This window comes from Gephyromycinifex aptenodytis (assembly GCF_012277275.1).
GTDB lineage: Bacteria > Actinomycetota > Actinomycetes > Actinomycetales > Dermatophilaceae > Gephyromycinifex > Gephyromycinifex aptenodytis.
Genome location: NZ_CP051155.1, coordinates 3,120,075 through 3,137,344 on the forward strand (window position 1 = coordinate 3,120,075; position 17,270 = coordinate 3,137,344).

Below are 17,270 nucleotides of genomic sequence, written 5' to 3' on the forward strand. Positions count from 1 at the left end.
ACCCAGGGGTCGCGTCGTCGCCACGACGGGCGCGTCGAGGCGTGCAGGGGTGAGTAAGCGCAGGTCTGAGGTGTCGTTCCGGATCAGGCGTCGGACAGCGGCGGACGATCAGGCCCGGCCTTGATCGTCCGCCTCCTCATCAACAGGGCGCGAGGTGGGGGCGCCGGGAGACATCTGGCCCATTCTGAGACAGACGGCTCACCAGGCCCCGGTCGCTGCTGTTCGCCGCGGGTCACCAGCTGCTTGCACGGCGCCGTCGGCGCTCATCATGGCCGCGCCGACCCCGCCGAAGTACATTCCGACCTTTTCGTGGCCGACCGTCGGAAGGCCTAGGGTCGCCCCCGCCCGGGCCACCCCGTCGGAGATGCTCGCCAAGTCCTCGAACTCCACCCGCGGGCTGCCCTCATCATCGAATGCCACGTGCGCACGAGCCTGCTCGATCGCAGCCTGCAACGATTGATCATCGAGGCAGATACCGGCGAGCACCTGAAACAGTGCGGTGGTGATCCGGTCGGCGCCGGGGCTGCCGATGGCGAGCATCGAGCCGTCGTCGCGGCGCGCCGTCGAGGGGGTCATGTTGGAGGCCAGACGTGTTCCCGGGGGGAGCGCGTGTAGGCCGCGACGGTTGAGTTCGGGTTCTCCCATCGCGTTGTTCATCATCAGGCCGGTGCCAGGAGTGGTCAGCCCGGAGCCGTACCCGGCCGAAGTGGTGATGGAACAGGCCAGCCCGTCCTCATCGACGGTCGAGACGTGGATTGTCTCGGGCGAGCTGATGATGGCTGCGAGGCCGTCAGGACCGAGTTCCTGCACGGCCTCCAGCAGTTCCCGACCAGCTGTCTCCAGGTCCTCGGCGGCGTCGATGGCGGCGCGCCGATAGTTCAGGACGGCATGCTGGATGTCGATGATGTCGATGATGTCGCTGTGCCCATTCGTTTCTCGGCGATGTGCGAGCAGCCGCAGCATGGCGCTCAACACCGGCCCGCCGATCGAGGGCGGGGGGTTGACCCCGATGTCCCACGCGCCGAGCCGGGCCCGCACGGCGGGGCGCGCGGCGGTGCGGTAGGCCGCCAGATCGGCCAAGGACAGCAGGCCCTCGTTGGCATCCATGTCGGCGGCGATGACGTGCGCCAGCTCTCCGGTGTACAAGGTCTGCGCGCCGTCGCGGGCGATCGCTTCCAGGGACTTAGCCAGGTCGGGGGAGCGCAGCATCTCACCCAGTTTCGGGGAACCCTGGCTGCCGTTCTGGGTCATGAACTCGTGGGTCTGGGGGTCCCAGGCGAAGAGGCTGTCGGCGCTGGCCCGAAGGTAGTACTCGCACGCCGGCCCCAGCGGCCAGCCTTGCCGGGCGATGTCGGCTGCAGGTTGGAGCAGTTCGCGCCAGGGCAGGCGACCCCATCGTTTCGAGGCTTCGTCCAAGGCCGCGAACATCCCTGGCACCGCTACCGATCCGTGCCCGCCGTAAACACGTAGGCCGCCGTAATAGTCGAGCCAGAAGTCCCGTACCCCGGCGCCGAACCATTCTTTGGGGCGCCCGCGACCGGGCATCTCCACGTTGCCGTCCAGCACCAGCGGTTCCTGCCCCGGCGCCCAGATGTTGATGTAGGCCCCGCCCATCGGACTGACGATGCCCACTTCGGTGACGCAGGCGGTGCAGATCGCCGCGACGGCGGCGTCCACGGCGTTGCCACCGATCTCGACCACGGACTTGGCAGATTGCACGGCCTCGTGGGCCGGCCCGGCAACAGCGACGTGACGACGTGACATGCATCCACCTCGGGGATTCTGTTCAGCGAGCGGAATCTTCGGCAGCCTTCCCGCTCGCGGTCGGGCGTTCAGTCTGGCATCCCCACGCCACTCCCGCCCCTGCTAGCGCTATCCCAACCGAGGAAGCGCTGATGGCAACCGAAAGTGTGCTCAGAACAAGCGATCGGTGGTGTCGTCCAAGCCGCGCAACGCGTCGTAGTCAAGCTTGACGCAGCGGATGCCGCGGTCGGTGGCCAGGGTTCGTGCCTGGGGTTTGATCTCCTGGGCAGCGAAAACCCCGCGTACCGGACCGGCGGCGACCAGATGCGGGTCGCGGTTCATCAGCTCCAGGTAGCGGGTCAGCTGCTCGACCCCATCGATCTCGCCGCGCCGTTTGATCTCGACGGCGACATGGGCGCCCTCGGCGTCGCGGCACAGGATGTCGACCGGGCCGATGGCGGTCATGTACTCGCGGCGCACCAGGCGGTAGCCCTCACCCAAGGTGGCGATGTGCTCAGCGAGCAGGGCCTGCAAATGGGCCTCGACGCCGTCCTTTACCAGCCCCGGATCGATACCCAGCTCGTGGCAGGAGTCGTGCAGGATCTCGTGGATCAACACCCGCAGCCGGTCATCGCTCTTGGTGTTGCGCACGACCCAGACCCGCACGACGCCGGCTTCGGCCTCCAGGGTGTCCGGTTCGATCTCCACCATGGCGCACGGTGGCGACATCCAGTTCAGCGGCTTGTAGGAGCCGCCGTCGCTGTGGACCAGAACAGAGCCGTCGGCTTTGACCATGAGCAGCCTGGTTGCCAACGGTAGGTGCGCCACGAGGCGCCCTTCGTAATCGACGCTGCAGGAGGCAATGACAAGACGCACAGTGCGGACTCTCTCACGGGTAGGTACGACAGGTCGAAGCCGCCCGCGCGCGGTGGCACCGGTGTGACCTGACTCGCGCCTGTAGCCCGTGTCATGACTCGACCGGGTTTGACAGACTCCCTGCATGGCTCGCGACATCAGCACAATCGGAGTGGTCGGACTCGGCACCATGGGCGCCGGAATCGTCGAGGTCTGCGCGCGTAGCGGACTCGAGGTCGTCGGGGTGGAAATGGATGCTGCGGGTGCAGAGCGCGGACGGGGCATTCTGCAAGCCTCGACCGATCGTGCTGTGGCACGCGGCAAGATGAGCGAGGAGGAGCAGCGCGCTCTGCTGGATCGGGTGCAGATCAGCGAGCATCTTGAGGACGTGGCCCAGTGCGGCCTGATCATCGAGGCCGTTCCCGAAAAGCTCGACATCAAGCGCGACATCTTCGCCCGGCTCGACGCGATCGTCTCGGACGCGGCCATCCTGGCCACCAACACCTCCAGCCTGTCCGTCACCGACATCGCCACCGCTACCGAGCACCCCAACCGGGTCGTCGGGTTCCACTTCTTCAACCCCGCGCCGGTGCAGAAGTTCGTCGAGATCATCGCAACCGTCATCACTGCTCCCGACGTGCTCGAAGACGTCACCGCGCTGGCCCAGCGCCTGGGTAAAGAGCCGGTCACCGTCGGCGACCAGGCCGGCTTCATCGCAAACCGGCTGCTGCTGGGTTACCTCAACCACGCCGTCGCGATGTACGAAAACCGTTACGCCTCACGCGAAGACATCGACGCGGCGATGCAATACGGCTGCGGCCTGCCGATGGGCCCGCTGGCCCTGCTGGACCTCATCGGTCTCGACGTCGCCTACGCCGTGCTGGACACGATGTACAAGGAGGGGCGCGACCGCCTACACGCCCCGGCGCCGATGCTCAAGCACATGATCGCCGCCGGTCTGCTCGGCCGAAAGACCGGACGCGGCTTCTACACGTACGAGAAACCGGGTTCCTCGGTCGTTGTCCCCGACTCCGCGAGCGCAGCGAACTCCATCGAAGGCCAACAGACCCGCCCGATCTCCAAGGTCGGCGTCGCCGGTAACGGCACGATGGCGATGGGGATCGTGGAGGTCTTCGTCAAGGCCGGTTACGACGTCACCTTCGTGGCACGCTCCCAGGACAAGGCCCAAGCCGCGATGGCCCAGCTCACCAAGAGCCTGGAGAAGGGTGTACAGCGCGGCAAGCTCAGCGAGGAAGCGCGCGACGCAGCGCTGGCTCTGGCTCACCCGAGCGCCAACCTCGAAGACCTGCGCGATGTGGACATCGTCGTGGAGGCCATCGCCGAGGACCTGGCCATCAAGCAGGCGATGTTCGAAAACCTCGACGAGATCTGCAAGCCGGGGGCGATCCTGGCCACGACGACCTCATCACTGCCGGTGATCCAGGTGGCGATGTCGACCCAGCGCCCCGCCGATGTCATCGGCATGCACTTCTTCAACCCGGCGCAGGTCATGAAGCTCGTCGAGGTGGTCTCGACCGTCTCCACCGCCCCCGACGTCTCCGCCACGGTGGTGGACCTGTGCCGCAAGCTCAAGAAACACCCCGTCTCCTGTGGCGACCGCTCCGGGTTCATCGTCAACGCGCTGCTGTTCCCCTACCTCAACGACGCGGTCAAGATGCTCGAGGCGCATTACGCGACCACCGACGACATCGACCTGGCGATGAAGGCAGGCTGTGGCTATCCGATGGGGCCGTTCGAACTGCTTGATGTGGTCGGGCTCGACGTTTCGCTGGCCATCCAGCGCGAGCTCTACCTGGAGTTCCGGGAGCGCGGGTTCTCTCCCTCTCCGCTGCTGGAGCACCTGGTGAAAGCCGGCTATCTCGGCCGCAAGACCAAGCGTGGTTTCCGCACCTACGCCTGAGCGCTCAGGTGCGGCGCTGACCGTCGAAGCAGCCCAAGAAGGGCGGGTGGCCTAGCCACTCGCCCTTCTTGGGCTGTCGACAGCGGTCAGGAGGTGCTCGGGCTCGCCGTCGCCGGGGCGGTGGTGGCTGCCTTGCTCGTCTCCTCGATCGCGGTAGCGAGGACTTCCACGCCGGCTTTCAACCGCTCGGTGAAGGTGACCGACTCCCACGGGTCCCACTCCACGCTGAACTCGGTGGGGCTACCCGGGGTGCTGGACTCGATGAGTCCCTTCATGACGCTCACCGGGACCCCGGTCGGGGCGTCGCCGCGAGGTACCAGCCCCACCTTGGCGGCCGGGTCTGCCAGCGCCAACAGCGACCAGGGCAGCCGGAAACTCAACATGGCAGGCTCGTCCGCGTCCGGGCGCTCCAGCGACCAGGTGGCTCGCGAGTCAAAGGCCGGGTCCTTGGGATCCCAGGACCCCAGGGACAAGATGCCTACCTGCTGCATCTGCGCAGGCAACTCGCGGTCGGTGTTGGGAACCTTCATCGGTCGGGCCACGGTCAGGCTCTGCTCGCTCCAACCGCGACTGCCGGGCTGCGGCAGGAACTCGGCCGGCAAACCGTCGAGGCGCACCGGGTCCAGGGCGGTGCGGATGAAGCAGGTGGCGGTGCTCATCGTCGGGATGACCTGGATGGCGACGTCGTAGACGTTCTTACCGCCGCCGCCGGGAAGCACGAGGCCGTAGCCGGGCAGCAGGTCGAAGCCGATGTCCACCGGTGAGGTCACCCGGCGCGAGAAGTAGAACGACAGATACAAATAGGCCGCGTCGTGGTCGACGTCGATGCGCTGCATCTCGCTGGGACCTTCGTACACGGTGCGTGCGCCGGCCCGGGCAGGGTCGTGGGCCAGGAGCCCGAACCATTGCGCGGCGGTGAGCGGGTCGTGCCACAACGTGGCCGAGGCCTCCTTGGCGGGCTCGTGCCGGGCCTGGGTGTTCCAGCTCTGGGCGCTCCAGTCGTCACTCCACGAGGCCAGGATGCCGCCGGCCAACCCGAGCGAGGAGTAGAGGCGAAGCAGCTCGGCGTTGACCTCCATCGCTTCCTGCTCGGAGTTGTCGCCCAGGTCCCGGTCGTGCGGTGCCTGGCGGGCGCTGCCGATCGAGCTCGGCACGCCGACCTGGGTGATGAGCAGCGGACGTCCCGCGTGGTGGGTGGCTAGATCACGCAGGTAGGCCGCGTACGGATCCCCGTCCGAGGCAGTGTTGTAGGAGGGCTGCTGGAACAGGAAGTCGGGAGCGTACGGGGTTGCCGCATAGGCCACGAAGGCGCCACCGGGCCAGGCGATGGAGGTGGCGATGTGGTTGGGGTCCAGGCTGACAAGATCCTCGCGGGCGACCGGCTCCTCGGGATGGACCAAGGGGTCGGTGGTCGGCCAGTTCTCCACCCCGATCGGCACGCTGAGACCGTGGGCTGCCTCCAACGTGGCGAGTTGATCCATCCGGGCCGCCAGCCAGTGTTCGGTGGGGGTGGCCTCTTTGGTGGCCGAGAAATAGGTGCTGGCGCCGTCTCGGTGGGTGCGGCCGCTGCCCTCGTCGGTGGCCTTGACCACGGCCGGTTCCAGCGGCGGGCCGATGATCCAGGCAGCGACCCAGGCCGAGACATCAGCCTTCCATTGGCCGCTGACCCGGCCGCGGGTGCTCGCCCGCCGCAGGGTGCCGTGCACGGCGGCGCTGGCATCGGTGATCATCTGCTCAACTGCCTGGTTGGCACTGCCGAACAGGTCGCCCTGCAGGCTGCTTGGAAGCTCGGCTCCCTGGATCAGATACAGCGGAGCGTCAGGATTCTCGGTGTTGTAGCGCAGCAGCTCGGCGTAGAAGTGCGGCGGGTGGATCGTGGTGCAACGGATGACCCGAATCCCCAGGTCGGCCATCATCGGCAGCCAGCGTCGATACTCCGCCGCCGTGATGCTCATTCGCTGCGGTGCGCGCCCCGGCATTGCCGAGCCCAGCGTCACCCCGGCCCAGAACTGGCGCTGACCCGAGCGGGTGTGGAGGACGAGGGACTCGCCTTCCTGCCTGGCCACGCAGCGCAGCTCATCCACGGTTCGGGGGGTGGGCGCCCAAGAATCCAGCGGAGCGGCAGAGGAACCCATGGGCGTCGGGGTGTCTGACGGGCGGCTGGTGTGGGCCGGTTCGGGAGTTCCCGGCCCGCTGCAGGCGCTCAGCGCCACCCCGCCGGTCGCCAACGCCCCGGCGGCAACAAAAGCGCGCCTGCTGAGCTCGCCGAAACTCTGCGGGCCCGTCATCCGTGTTCCCTCCCTAAGCCACCGCTGATACCCGAGGTCCGGGAATCAACACTTCTTGCGACACTGTCCTGGTGCCCCGAGCCAACCGCCGCCGCGAACAGGGGCGAGGTCTCGATATAGAGCGGATCTCGCCCTCGCAACGACGCGAGACGTATGCGGGCGTGGTGTGGATGGTGCGCCGAGTCCGCGGCCGCCCGGACGGACGACGATACCTGTGCCCGGGCTGTCAGCAGAGTTTCGAGTCCGCCATCGCGCACGTGGTGGTGTGGCCCGACAGCGGGCTGGGCGCCGGCGGGGTGGATGATCGCCGTCACTGGCACACACCCTGCTGGCAGGCCAGGGAGCGTCGGCCACCTCGCGGGGCGTACCGCTGACCGTTCCAACCCATTGTTTCCCCCCGACAGTGGCCGAGCGGAGGTGCCACCTTGACCGGGTCGAAGGGGCGCTCCACCAGCAGATGTGTGAACTCTACACCGCGTCCAGGACACCTGATCGGGCTCGCCGTCAGCCGGGCTGACCAGGCCCGGACGTGGCGCCGCCCCACCGGTCGCGAGGCCGATGGGGCGGGGTGGAGCCGACTCGATCAGACGTTGCGGAACCGGTTGATCGCCTCCAGGTTGGCTTCGCGCAGCTCCGGCTTGGAGACACCGAGCCCTTCCTCGGGGGAGAGGCACAACACGCCGACCTTGCCCTGGTGGGCGTTGCTGTGCACGTCCAGGGCCGCCTGGCCGACCTGGTCCATGCTGTACGCCTTGCTCAGGGTCGGGTGGATGAGGCCGCGGCGGATGAGGCTGTTGGCCTCCCAAGCCTCGCGGTAGTTCGCGAAGTGGCTGGAGATGATCCGCTTGAGGTTCATCCACAAGTAACGGTTGTCGTACTCGTGCATGTAGCCCGAGGTGGAGGCGCAGGTGACGATCGTGCCGCCCTTGCGGGTGACGAAGACCGAGGCGCCGAAAGTCTCCCGGCCCGGGTGTTCGAAGACGATGTCGACGTCGTGACCGTTGGTCAGCTCACGAATATCGGCGCCGAAGCGCTTCCATTCCTTCGGGTTCTGCTTGGTGCCTTCTTCGTTCCAGAACTTGTAGTCATTGGCGCGACGGTCGATGACGAGTTCGGCGCCCATCTTGCGGCAGATGTCGGCTTTGTCGGCGGAGGAGACCACGCAGATGGGGGTGGCGCCACCGGCCAGGGCCATCTGGGTGGCGTAGGAGCCAAGACCACCGGAGGCGCCCCAGATGAGCACCCGGTCACCGAGCTTCATGCCCGCGCCGTTCTTGCTAATGAGCTGGCGGTAGGCGGTGGAGTTGACCAGCCCGGGGCAGGCTGCCTCTTCCCAGGTCAGGTGCTCGGGCTTGGGCATGAGTTGGTTCGCCTTGACGATGGCCAGCTCAGCCAGCCCACCGAAGTTGGTCTCGAAGCCCCAGATCCGTTGCTCCGGGTCGAGCATGGTGTCGTTGTGCCCGTCGTGGTGTTCCAGCTCGACCGACAGACAGTGCGCCACGCACTCTTGACCGGGCTTCCACAAGTGCACGCCCGGCCCGGTGCGCAGCACGACGCCGGACAGGTCGGAGCCGATGATGTGATAGGGCAGGTCGTGGCGTTTGGATGCCTCGGACAGCTTGCCGTAGCGCTCCAGGAAGCCGAAGGTCGGCATCGGCTCGAAGATGCTCGTCCACACCGTGTTGTAGTTCACCGAACTGGCCATGACAGCCACCAGCGCCTCACCGGGGGCAAGCTCCGGGATCGGCACCTCATCGATGTGCAGGCTCTCGCGGGGGTCCTTGTCACGGCTGGCGCGGCCCTCGAACATTCCGACCTCGTCCTTGTGGACGGTCACGGCCCTGAAGGCCTCCGGAACTGCCAGCCCGGCGTAAGTCGCTTCAGAACGATCGCCGGACAGGATGGCCTCTCGGATCTCGTGCATGGTCAGGTCTCCTTCACGAGGTGGTGCGGAACGAATCCCGGTCCGCCAGGACGGCGAAGCGCAGGCTCAATGTCACTAGTGAGGATTCCTGCACCGACCCGTCCGGGGAACGCGACCCACGGGTGAGGTTCATCACCAGCCCGGACGCGTCTCGGGCCCCGGACGTGCTGGTCCGGGGCCCGAGACGGGTAAAGGTGCGAGCGATTGCAGTTCAGTGGCTGCCCTCGGTCGAAGGCTCGACCAGCTCGACCAGAACGCCGCCGGCGTCCTTGGGGTGGATGAAGTTGATCCGGCTACCGGCCGTGCCGCGCTTGGGCTCGGGGTAGAGCAGCCGCAGTCCGCGCTCCTTGAGGGTGGCGCAGACCTCGTCGATGTTTTCGACGCGGTAGGCCATCTGCTGGATGCCGACGCCGCTCTTGTCGATGAACTTGGCGATCGTGGACTTCTCGTTGAGAGGTGCGAGCAACTGGATGCAGGAGGTGGAGTCACCGACCTCCATCATCGCCTCGGCGACGCCCTGCTCCTCGTTGACCTCACGATGGGCCATGCGCATTCCGTACTTCTCCTCGTAGAAGGCGATTGCCTCGTCGAGGTCACGGACGGCGATGCCGACGTGGTCGATGTGGGTGAACAGTCCGGCTACAGGTTCAGTCATGTCTCTCAGCCTAGGACCCCGCTTGCTTCGGCGGGCACAGTCGCCAGAGCGGGCGCCTTCGAAGGGGACCAAAGGCCTCTAGAGTGGAGGCCTGTCACCGAAGACACCCGGAGGTTCTTCAGCATGTCCGCACCCCGCAATGATCGCCCCAGCAGTGTTCTCCTCGCCGGAGCCCGTACCCCCATCGGACGGCTCCTGGGGGGCCTATCGAGCTTCTCCGGAGCCCAGCTCGGTGGGTTCGCCATCAAAGCTGCTCTGCAAAAGGCCGGTGTCGCCCCGGAGCAGGTCGAATACGTGATCATGGGGCAGGTTCTGACGGCCGGCGCCGGCCAGATTCCCGCACGTCAGGCCGCCAACGACGCGGGCATCCCGATGACGGTGCCGGCCTTGAGCATCAACAAAGTGTGTCTGTCGGGTGTGGACGCCATCGCCCTGGCCGATCAGCTCATCCGCGCCGGAGAGTTCGACGTCATCGTGGCCGGTGGCCAGGAGTCGATGAGCCAGGCCCCGCACTTGCTGGAGAAGAGCCGCTCAGGCTTCAAGTACGGCAATGTCACCATGCGTGACCACATGGCCCATGACGGACTGTGGGACGCCTTCACCGACCAGAGCATGGGCGACCTCACCGAGGACGGTAACCGCGGGGACGTCGAGGTCAGCCGCGAAGAACAGGACGCATTCGCAGCGCGCAGCCACCGACTGGCGGCCAAAGCCTGGCAGGACGGCCTGTTTGCTGACGAAGTAGTTCCCGTCGAGGTGCCGCAGCGCAAGGGCGAGCCGGTGATCGTCTCGGCCGACGAGGGTGTCCGGGCCGCCACCACGGTTGAGACGCTCGGCAAGTTGCGCCCGGCCTTCCGCAAGGACGGCACCATCACCGCCGGAACCGCCTCGCAGATCTCCGACGGGGCCTGCGCAGTGGTGGTGATGAGCAAGGCCAAGGCCGAGGAGCTCGGGCTGGAGTGGATCGCCGAGATCGGCGCGCACGGCAACGTGGCAGGTCCCGACTCCACCCTGCAGTCCCAGCCCGCGAACGCCATCGTCGCGGCGTGCGCCAAGGAGGGTATCGCTCCCACCGATCTGGATCTGGTCGAGATCAACGAGGCGTTCGCTGCCGTGGGCATCGCCTCCACCCGCCAGTTGGGTATCGACCCGGAAAAGGTCAACGTCAACGGTGGCGCGATCGCCATGGGCCACCCGATCGGAATGTCCGGCGCCAGGATCGCACTGCACCTGGCTCTGGAGTTGCGCCGTCGCGGCGGCGGCGTCGGCGCAGTCTCGCTGTGTGGCGGTGGCGGTCAGGGTGATGCGCTGATTCTGCGGGTTCCCCAAGCCTGAGAGTCCGTCTCCTGGATGCTGTGCCCGTCGGGAAAGGTGGTCGTTGATGTCGCGCCGTCAGGTCGACGTTCCAGCGCTCGTGGAGGCGGCTCGGGCCGGCGCACCACGCGCTGTGGCCAGACTGATTTCGCTGGTCGAGGATGCACATCCGGCACTGCGAGAGGTGATGACGGCGCTCGCGCCGCACACGGGGCACGCGCACATCATCGGTTTGACCGGCAGCCCGGGCGTCGGGAAATCGACGATGACCAACGCCCTGGTGACGGCCTTTCGTAAGCAGGGCAAGCGCGTCGCTGTGCTCGCGGTAGACCCCAGTTCGCCGTTCTCCGGCGGGGCTCTGCTGGGTGACCGGGTGCGGATGCAGGACCACGCGTTGGACCCCGAGGTCTACATCCGGTCGCTGGCCAGCCGCGGCCACCTGGGCGGGTTGTCCTCGGCCACGCCGCAGGCCCTGCGCGTTCTGGACGCGGCAGGCTGCGATGTCGTTCTCGTCGAGACGGTCGGCGTGGGGCAGAGCGAGGTGGAGGTCGTCGGCATGGCTGACACCACCTTGGTCCTGCTGGCCCCCGGAATGGGCGACGGCATCCAGGCCGCCAAGGCAGGCATCCTGGAGATCGGCGACATCTTTGTGGTCAACAAGGCCGATCGCGACGGCGCCGACGCCACCGTTCGCGACATCCGGCACATGATCAGCCTGGGGGATCGCGCCCAGCCTGGCTTGTGGCGTCCGCCGGTATTGAAGACCAAGGCCGACCGGATGGAAGGCATCGAGGAGGTCCTCGAGGGGATCGAGAAGCACATCGCGTGGACGAGTGAGAACGGTGAACTCAAACGGCGCCGCAAGGCGCGGGCGGCCGATGAGATCGAGGCCATCGTGTTGAGCGAGCTTCGTTCTCGGATCGGCGACCTGCGGGGTAGGCACAGCATCGATGAGTTGGCCGAGCAAGTCGCGCTCGGCCAGAGTGACCCCTATCGCGCCTCTGACTCGATTTTGGCCGACCTGGTCTGAGTTGGGGCAGCCGTCCGCTCTCGACGCTCGGCGCCCGCGGGTTCTCCGCCGGGTGCCGAGCGTCGACGCGTGCGGGCCGGGGCTGGGTGCGGCGAGCTGTCCGTGCGGAGCGGCCGGTAGCGATATGCGCCGCAGGCCTCAGGAGCCGGTGCTGCCGGCACGCCAGTAGGGGGTGGCCGACACCCGGCGGCGGTCCAGTCCGCACTCGGCCTGCAGGTAGGCGCGCAGAGTGGACACCGCGCTGGCCTCAGCCGCAACCCAGGCCACCGCATCCGGACGCACGCGCAGGTGAGGGCCTAGCCGGGCGATGAGTTCGCCCGCGCCAGCTCCGTGTTGCTCACGCTGCCACCAAGTCAGGTTGACCCCTTCACGCACCGGCAGAGGGCGGCGTTCAGCGTCGTCGACGATTTCGACGTGCACATCGGCCTCGGCCGTTTCGGGGAGCCAATGCAAGATCGCCTCCAGGGCGGGCAAGCCGGTCTCATCTGCGATCAGCAGCCAACAGGGCGCCTGGCGGTCCAGGTGCATCCGCCCCGTGGGGCCGGTGAGTTCCAGTTCGTGACCAGCCTCGGCCGCGGCCGCCCAGGTGGCCGCCACGCCGTCCCCATGCAGGGCGAAATCGATGGCGACCGAACCCGTTTCGGGGTCCAAGTCGAGCAGGGTATAGGTGCGTCGGCGCCTGCGGGCCCGCGCCATCTCTTCCGGTTCGCCACTGAAGCGCCCGTTCTCGGGGAAGAGCAAGGTGGCACGCTGGTCCGGGCCGACAGGGTCTACGCCGAGCAGTTCCTCGCTGCGCAAATGGACCCGCTTCATCCGGGGGCTGAGCTGTTCGACCGCTCGCACAACGCAGCGGCGGGGTGCACGGGCGGAGCGGGCCGACGTGCCACGGTTGGGGTTGTCGGTCATCGAGGTCCTTCCCTCCTTCGCACGTGCCCCTGGCGGGGCGCTCGCGGAAGTGTATCGGCCCCGGCCACGCTGGGTTCGGGTTGCTGAGCGCGGTGGACGTAGCCTGACCGGATGAGCTTCCGCCTGGCTTTCGACCCGATCCGGCGTGCCGCGGTTCTGTGGGAGCGCCGGTGGGGGCGAGCGTCCTCGCCGCAGGCGATGGCGACGGCCACCTCGGTGATGCGGGTTCAGCAACTCCTGCTGGCCCAGTTCGACGCCGAACTGGCCGACCTCGGCCTGACCTTTGCGCGCTTCGAGACGCTGGTGCTGCTGACTTTCAGTCGCGAGGGGCGCCTTCCCATGAGCAAAGTCGGGCAGCGGCTGATGGTGCACCCGACCAGCGCGACAAACCTGGTGCAGCGTCTACAAGCCCAGGGTTTCGTCGAGCGGATCCCCAACCCGTTGGACGGGCGCGGCACACTCGCAGTGATCACCGCCAGCGGGCGCGAACGAGCCGAGGAGGGCATGCAGCGTCTCGTCGCTGTCGGGTTCGGGCTGTCTTCGCTCACCGGACCTGAACGAGTGGAGTTGTTTCGGCTGCTGGAGAAAGTGCGCCAGGGCCACGGGGACTTCGACGACCCTGCCCAGGGGTAGCCATCTCGGTCAGTGGGTGCGCCGGTCAGTCGGCACGCACGAGCACCGCCAGCTTCGCCAAGAGCCGGTCGATGTCTTCATCGTTTGAGTAGGGCGCGAGCCCGAGCCGGACCGCGCCGCCCTCTCCGAGGCCGAGGTGACGAGAGCACTCGATTGCGTAGAAGTTGCCGGCTGGGGCGTTGATCCCGGCCGCAGCCAACGAACTGTGCACTTGCTGATCGCTGATGCCGGGGAAGCGAGCCAGCAGGGTGGGGGTGCGGTGTGCCGCGCGTGAAAAGATCGTGGCGCCTAGTTCCAGCAGGCCCTTTTCCAGGCGTTCCCGCAGCCGATCTTCGTGCTCCTGCACCGCGGCCATGGCCGCCAGCAGAGCCGCGCGCCGGGTCGGGCCCTGCCCCAGGCTGGCGAGCGTGTCGACGGCTGCCGTGGTGCCGGCCAGCAGTTCATACGGCAGGGTGCCCAGTTCGAACCGTTCGGGGACCGCGTCGCTGGAGGGCAGGAGCTTGTCCGGGTGTAGCGACTCCAAGAAGGCGGGATCGGCGGCCAGCACTCCGCAGTGCGGGCCGAGGAACTTGTACGGCGAGCAGACGTAGACGTCGGCCCCCAGCTCGGCCACATCGACGGGGGCGTGCGCGGTGTAGTGCACGCCATCGACGAACAACAATGCGCCGACCTGGTGGGTGCGGCGGGCGATGCTGGGCAGATCGGGGCGGGTTCCGATCAGGTTGCTCGCGGCTGTCAGCGCGACCAGGCGGGTTCGTTCGGTGATGAGGTCGGTGACCGCCTCGGGGGCCAGTTCACCGGTTGCGGGGTCGAAGTCGGCCAGCCGCACAGCCGCCCCGGCTCGCTGGGCTGCCTGCATCCACGGGCGCACGTTGGAGTCGTGGTCCAGGCGGGTCAGCACGATCTCATCGCCGGGGCCCCACCCGGCGGCCAGGGTGCGGGAGAACTCGTAGGTCAAGGCGGTCATCGACCTGCCGAAGACGACACCGCCAGGTTCAACGTTCAGCAGATCGCCGATCGCCGCGCGTGCCTGCAGGACGGTCTCCTCCGCTCGCCGTCCAGAGGCGGTGGCGCAGTCGCGGTTGGAGATGCCGCTGGTCATGGTGTCGGCGAGCGCCTGGGCAACGTTGCGGGGGGTTTGGGTGCCGCCGGGGGCATCGAAGAAGCACGTCCCGTCCGCAAGGGCGGGGAAGGACAGGCGGAACTGTTCGACGTCGTAGCTCATGCCCTCCATCCTCCCCGCAGTCCGTTGCCAGCTCACGAATCCCGCGATGTTGCGCCCAGCGGTTGCCGTGTGCGGCGGGCGGTCGCCTCACCTGTAGGAAGTAGTAGGAAGTCCTAGTAAATTGGTGAGCATGACGACAATGGCGCCGCAGACGACCGGTCGTGACCGCTGGCAGCAGCGATTCGACGCCGCCAAGGTCCGCGAGGCGGACTTCACTACCCTGTCCGGGGTGGAGCTGGAGCCTGTCTACGGCCCGACACTCGAGCAGGAAGCCGCCGATCCGGACTTCGAGCGCATCGGCTGGCCGGGCGAGTTCCCCTACACCCGGGGCTTGCACGCCACGGGCTATCGCGGCCGCCCCTGGACCATCCGCCAGTTCGCCGGGTTCGGTAGCGCCCAGCAGACCAACGAGCGCTACAAGATGATCCTCGGACGCGGCGGTGGCGGACTCTCGGTGGCCTTCGATATGCCGACCCTGATGGGTCGCGACTCCGATGACCCGATGAGCCTGGGCGAGGTCGGCCACTGCGGGGTAGCCATCGACTCGGCCGCCGACATGGAGATCCTCTTCGAGGGCATCCCGCTGGGTGAGGTCACCACCTCGATGACGATCTCGGGTCCGGCTGTTCCGGTCTTCTGCATGTACCTCGTGGCCGCCGAACGCCAAGGGGTCGACCCCGGCGTGCTCAACGGCACCTTGCAGACCGACATCTTCAAGGAGTACATCGCGCAGAAGGAATGGCTCTTCGGGCCGGAACCGCACCTGCGCTTGATCGGCGACTTGATGGAGTACTGCAACCAGAACATTCCGGCCTACAAGCCGCTCTCGGTCTCCGGCTACCACATCCGCGAAGCGGGTTCGACGGCTGCCCAAGAACTGGCCTTCACCCTGGCGGACGGCTTCGGATACGTCGAACTGGGTCTCTCACGCGGCCTGGACATCAACTCCTTCGCGCCCGGCCTGAGCTTCTTCTTCGATTCCCATCTGGACTTCTTCGAGGAGATCGCCAAGTTCCGTGCCGCCCGCCGCATCTGGGCCACGTGGATGCGCGACGTATATGGCGCCACCAGCGAGAAGGCGCAATGGCTGCGTTTCCACACGCAGACCGCGGGGGTCTCCCTGACCGCCCAGCAACCGCTGAACAACGTGGTTCGCACCGCCACCGAAGCGCTCGCGGCGATCCTGGGCGGGACGAACTCGCTGCACACCAATGCGCTCGACGAAACCCTGGCGTTGCCGACCGAGCAGTCCGCCGAGGTCGCGCTGCGCACCCAGCAAGTGCTCATGGAGGAGATCGGCGTCACGAACGTGGCCGACCCGCTGGGCGGCTCCTGGTACGTCGAGGCCTTGACCGACAAGATCGAGGCCGAGGCGGAAGCCATCTTCGACTCCATCTTGCGGATGGGTGACAGTGGCGCCACCGTGCAAGACAAGGACAAGATCTCTGAGATCGTGCGGCAGAACACCGGCAAGGCACAGGGCGGAAAGTGGCCCATGACCTCCGGCATCCTGCGCGGCATCGAGGACGGCTGGTTCACCTCCGAAATAGCCGATGCGGCGTTCCAGCACCAGATCAGCCTAGAAATGGGTGACAAGAAGGTCGTTGGCGTCAACTGCCACACCGAGTCGGTCAGCCACGAGTTGGAGATCCTACGGGTCAGCCACGAAGTGGAGACGGTGCAGGTCGCCGAACTGGCCGGGCGAAAGCAGGCGCGCGACACCGCGAAAGCGAACGCTGCCGTGGAGCACATGCTGCAGGTGAGCCGCACGAGCGAGAACATGATCCCGGCGATGCTGGAGGCCGTGCGCGCCGAAGCCACCCTGGGGGAGATCTGCGACGCCATGCGCAACGAGTGGGGCATGCACCGCGAGCCCGCGCGGTTCTGAGTTCTGCCCCGGACGGCCCGATCCTGCCCGCAGGGTCGGGCCGTCCGGTTTGTGCGACCGCGGGCCTTTGCCGCCCCGACGATCTAGGACGCGGCAGGCCCCTGCCTGAGCGGCCCTCCAGGCCAGGACCGCCAAGCGCCCGCCGGCCCATCCGGGTCGGCGAGGTCTATGTCAGTTCAGCGCAGTTTTCCCGCCAACTCCTGCAATTGCCTGGTCGCCACCGCCTCGCCGGTCTGTAGCGCTTCCCAGGCGGCCTGGACGGTGTCTTGGGGGCGATGCTGAGTGGAGTCGATCCACACCCCGAGCTGGCGCAGCGGCTCGAACTCGACCGCGATGCTGTCGTAGCGCGCCCCGATGTTTTTTCCCGGCCGGTGCGCGTCCCTGGCCAGGCCGACTGCCCGATCCGGTTCGAGGTGCAGGTAAGCCAAGGGGTGCGGGTCCAGCGAGGACGCGAAGGGGCCGAGCAAGGCCGGGATCGCCAGCGAGTCGACGATGACGGTGAAGCCCTCCTGCACGAAGTTCTCGGCCAGCGCGGCGAGGTTGCGCCACCGCAATTCCAGCTGCCGCCACCCCTCGTCCTGCGGTTCATCGCCCACATCCACGCCGCCGCGCACGATCATCTGCTGCTGGAGTTGGTCGCCCTCCAGAACCGCCGCCCGCTCGAAGCGTCGCCCCAAACCCGCCGCGACGGTTGTCTTACCCGACCCGGGCAGTCCGTTCACCAGCACGATCAGCGGTTCGGTGGGCATCTTGAAACCCTATCCGGCGCAGCTGGGCACCCGGTCGTCGGCAGTCCAGGACAGCTACGGCCGGCCCGGGGCGGCGCCCCCGGGCCGGCTCTGCCGCGCAAGAGCGGCCCCGCCATTTCCGGGGTCTACCCCACCTTGA

At 67.4% G+C, this 17,270-nt stretch carries 13 protein-coding genes; 5 read left to right on the forward strand and 8 right to left on the reverse strand.

The genetic code is table 11. The annotated features are described in order from the left end of the window. Nucleotides 1-198: 198 nt before the first annotated feature. Together G9V96_RS13435 and nucS are read right to left on the reverse strand one after the other, a co-directional pair. Nucleotides 199-1,764: a gamma-glutamyltransferase gene (locus G9V96_RS13435; protein WP_168583485.1), complete on the reverse strand. Its 1,566-nt coding sequence runs from the start codon at nt 1,762-1,764 to the stop codon at nt 199-201. Nucleotides 1,765-1,914: 150 nt separating this feature from the next. Further along, a complete protein-coding gene (gene nucS / locus G9V96_RS13440; RefSeq protein ID WP_168583486.1) occupies nt 1,915-2,619 on the reverse strand; it encodes an endonuclease NucS in 705 nt (234 codons plus the stop codon). Between the two features lie 124 nt (nt 2,620-2,743). Here nucS and G9V96_RS13445 point away from each other — a divergent pair, with 124 nt between their 5' ends. Next, nucleotides 2,744-4,519, forward strand: a complete 1,776-nt coding sequence (locus G9V96_RS13445) for a 3-hydroxyacyl-CoA dehydrogenase family protein (RefSeq protein ID WP_168583487.1) — start codon at nt 2,744-2,746, stop codon at nt 4,517-4,519. Between the two features lie 86 nt (nt 4,520-4,605). Here G9V96_RS13445 and G9V96_RS13450 read toward each other — a convergent pair whose 3' ends face one another. From G9V96_RS13450 to mce, 3 genes are all read right to left on the reverse strand, one after another. Continuing rightward, complete coding sequence (locus G9V96_RS13450; RefSeq protein WP_168583488.1) at nt 4,606-6,807, reverse strand: hypothetical protein; 2,202 nt, start codon at nt 6,805-6,807, stop codon at nt 4,606-4,608. Between the two features lie 583 nt (nt 6,808-7,390). Further along, on the reverse strand, nt 7,391-8,731 hold the full coding sequence (gene ccrA, locus G9V96_RS13455; RefSeq protein ID WP_168583489.1) for a crotonyl-CoA carboxylase/reductase: 1,341 nt from the start codon (nt 8,729-8,731) through the stop codon (nt 7,391-7,393). Between the two features lie 211 nt (nt 8,732-8,942). Further along, a complete protein-coding gene (gene mce / locus G9V96_RS13460; RefSeq protein ID WP_168583490.1) occupies nt 8,943-9,386 on the reverse strand; it encodes a methylmalonyl-CoA epimerase in 444 nt (147 codons plus the stop codon). Between the two features lie 123 nt (nt 9,387-9,509). Here mce and G9V96_RS13465 point away from each other — a divergent pair, with 123 nt between their 5' ends. Together G9V96_RS13465 and meaB are read left to right on the forward strand one after the other, a co-directional pair. Beyond that, nucleotides 9,510-10,721, forward strand: coding sequence for an acetyl-CoA C-acetyltransferase (locus G9V96_RS13465; protein WP_168583491.1), 1,212 nt, complete (start codon nt 9,510-9,512; stop codon nt 10,719-10,721). 46 nt (nt 10,722-10,767) lie between these two features. Next, the gene (gene meaB / locus G9V96_RS13470; protein WP_168583492.1) at nt 10,768-11,730 is read left to right on the forward strand and encodes a methylmalonyl Co-A mutase-associated GTPase MeaB; all 963 of its coding nucleotides are present in this window, start codon (nt 10,768-10,770) and stop codon (nt 11,728-11,730) included. Nucleotides 11,731-11,868: 138 nt separating this feature from the next. Here meaB and G9V96_RS13475 read toward each other — a convergent pair whose 3' ends face one another. Beyond that, nucleotides 11,869-12,636 (reverse strand): siderophore-interacting protein, encoded by a 768-nt coding sequence (locus G9V96_RS13475; protein ID WP_168583493.1) that lies wholly within the window; start codon nt 12,634-12,636, stop codon nt 11,869-11,871. 111 nt (nt 12,637-12,747) lie between these two features. Here G9V96_RS13475 and G9V96_RS13480 point away from each other — a divergent pair, with 111 nt between their 5' ends. Further along, nucleotides 12,748-13,269: a MarR family winged helix-turn-helix transcriptional regulator gene (locus G9V96_RS13480; protein WP_168583494.1), complete on the forward strand. Its 522-nt coding sequence runs from the start codon at nt 12,748-12,750 to the stop codon at nt 13,267-13,269. A 25-nt stretch (nt 13,270-13,294) separates the two neighbouring features. On the opposite strand, the gene G9V96_RS13485 is transcribed toward G9V96_RS13480, so the two are convergent. Further along, nucleotides 13,295-14,494 carry a cysteine desulfurase-like protein gene (locus tag G9V96_RS13485; RefSeq protein WP_168583495.1) on the reverse strand — a complete coding sequence of 400 codons (1,200 nt, stop codon included), beginning with the start codon at nt 14,492-14,494 and terminating at the stop codon, nt 13,295-13,297. Between the two features lie 130 nt (nt 14,495-14,624). On the opposite strand from G9V96_RS13485, the gene G9V96_RS13490 reads away from it, so the two are divergent. Next, the gene (locus G9V96_RS13490; RefSeq protein ID WP_210424414.1) at nt 14,625-16,382 is read left to right on the forward strand and encodes an acyl-CoA mutase large subunit family protein; all 1,758 of its coding nucleotides are present in this window, start codon (nt 14,625-14,627) and stop codon (nt 16,380-16,382) included. A 176-nt stretch (nt 16,383-16,558) separates the two neighbouring features. Here the strand turns inward: G9V96_RS13490 and G9V96_RS13495 are convergent, their stop codons facing one another. Beyond that, entirely contained in the window at nt 16,559-17,131 is a 573-nt protein-coding gene (locus tag G9V96_RS13495) for an AAA family ATPase (protein ID WP_168583496.1), read from the reverse strand. Between the last annotated feature and the right edge of the window lie 139 nt (nt 17,132-17,270).

Bases quoted from the DNA above. Each gene is read 5' to 3' on its own strand.
- mce (WP_168583490.1), bottom strand. From the start codon at position 9,386: ATGACTGAACCTGTAGCCGGACTGTTCACCCACATCGACCACGTCGGC.
- G9V96_RS13480 (WP_168583494.1), top strand. From the start codon at position 12,748: ATGAGCTTCCGCCTGGCTTTCGACCCGATCCGGCGTGCCGCGGTTCTG.
- meaB (WP_168583492.1), top strand. From the start codon at position 10,768: ATGTCGCGCCGTCAGGTCGACGTTCCAGCGCTCGTGGAGGCGGCTCGG.
- G9V96_RS13495 (WP_168583496.1), bottom strand. From the start codon at position 17,131: ATGCCCACCGAACCGCTGATCGTGCTGGTGAACGGACTGCCCGGGTCG.
- ccrA (WP_168583489.1), bottom strand. From the start codon at position 8,731: ATGCACGAGATCCGAGAGGCCATCCTGTCCGGCGATCGTTCTGAAGCG.
- G9V96_RS13435 (WP_168583485.1), bottom strand. From the start codon at position 1,764: ATGTCACGTCGTCACGTCGCTGTTGCCGGGCCGGCCCACGAGGCCGTG.
- G9V96_RS13475 (WP_168583493.1), bottom strand. From the start codon at position 12,636: ATGACCGACAACCCCAACCGTGGCACGTCGGCCCGCTCCGCCCGTGCA.
- G9V96_RS13445 (WP_168583487.1), top strand. From the start codon at position 2,744: ATGGCTCGCGACATCAGCACAATCGGAGTGGTCGGACTCGGCACCATG.
- G9V96_RS13485 (WP_168583495.1), bottom strand. From the start codon at position 14,494: ATGAGCTACGACGTCGAACAGTTCCGCCTGTCCTTCCCCGCCCTTGCG.
- G9V96_RS13465 (WP_168583491.1), top strand. From the start codon at position 9,510: ATGTCCGCACCCCGCAATGATCGCCCCAGCAGTGTTCTCCTCGCCGGA.
- G9V96_RS13450 (WP_168583488.1), bottom strand. From the start codon at position 6,807: ATGACGGGCCCGCAGAGTTTCGGCGAGCTCAGCAGGCGCGCTTTTGTT.
- G9V96_RS13490 (WP_210424414.1), top strand. From the start codon at position 14,625: ATGACGACAATGGCGCCGCAGACGACCGGTCGTGACCGCTGGCAGCAG.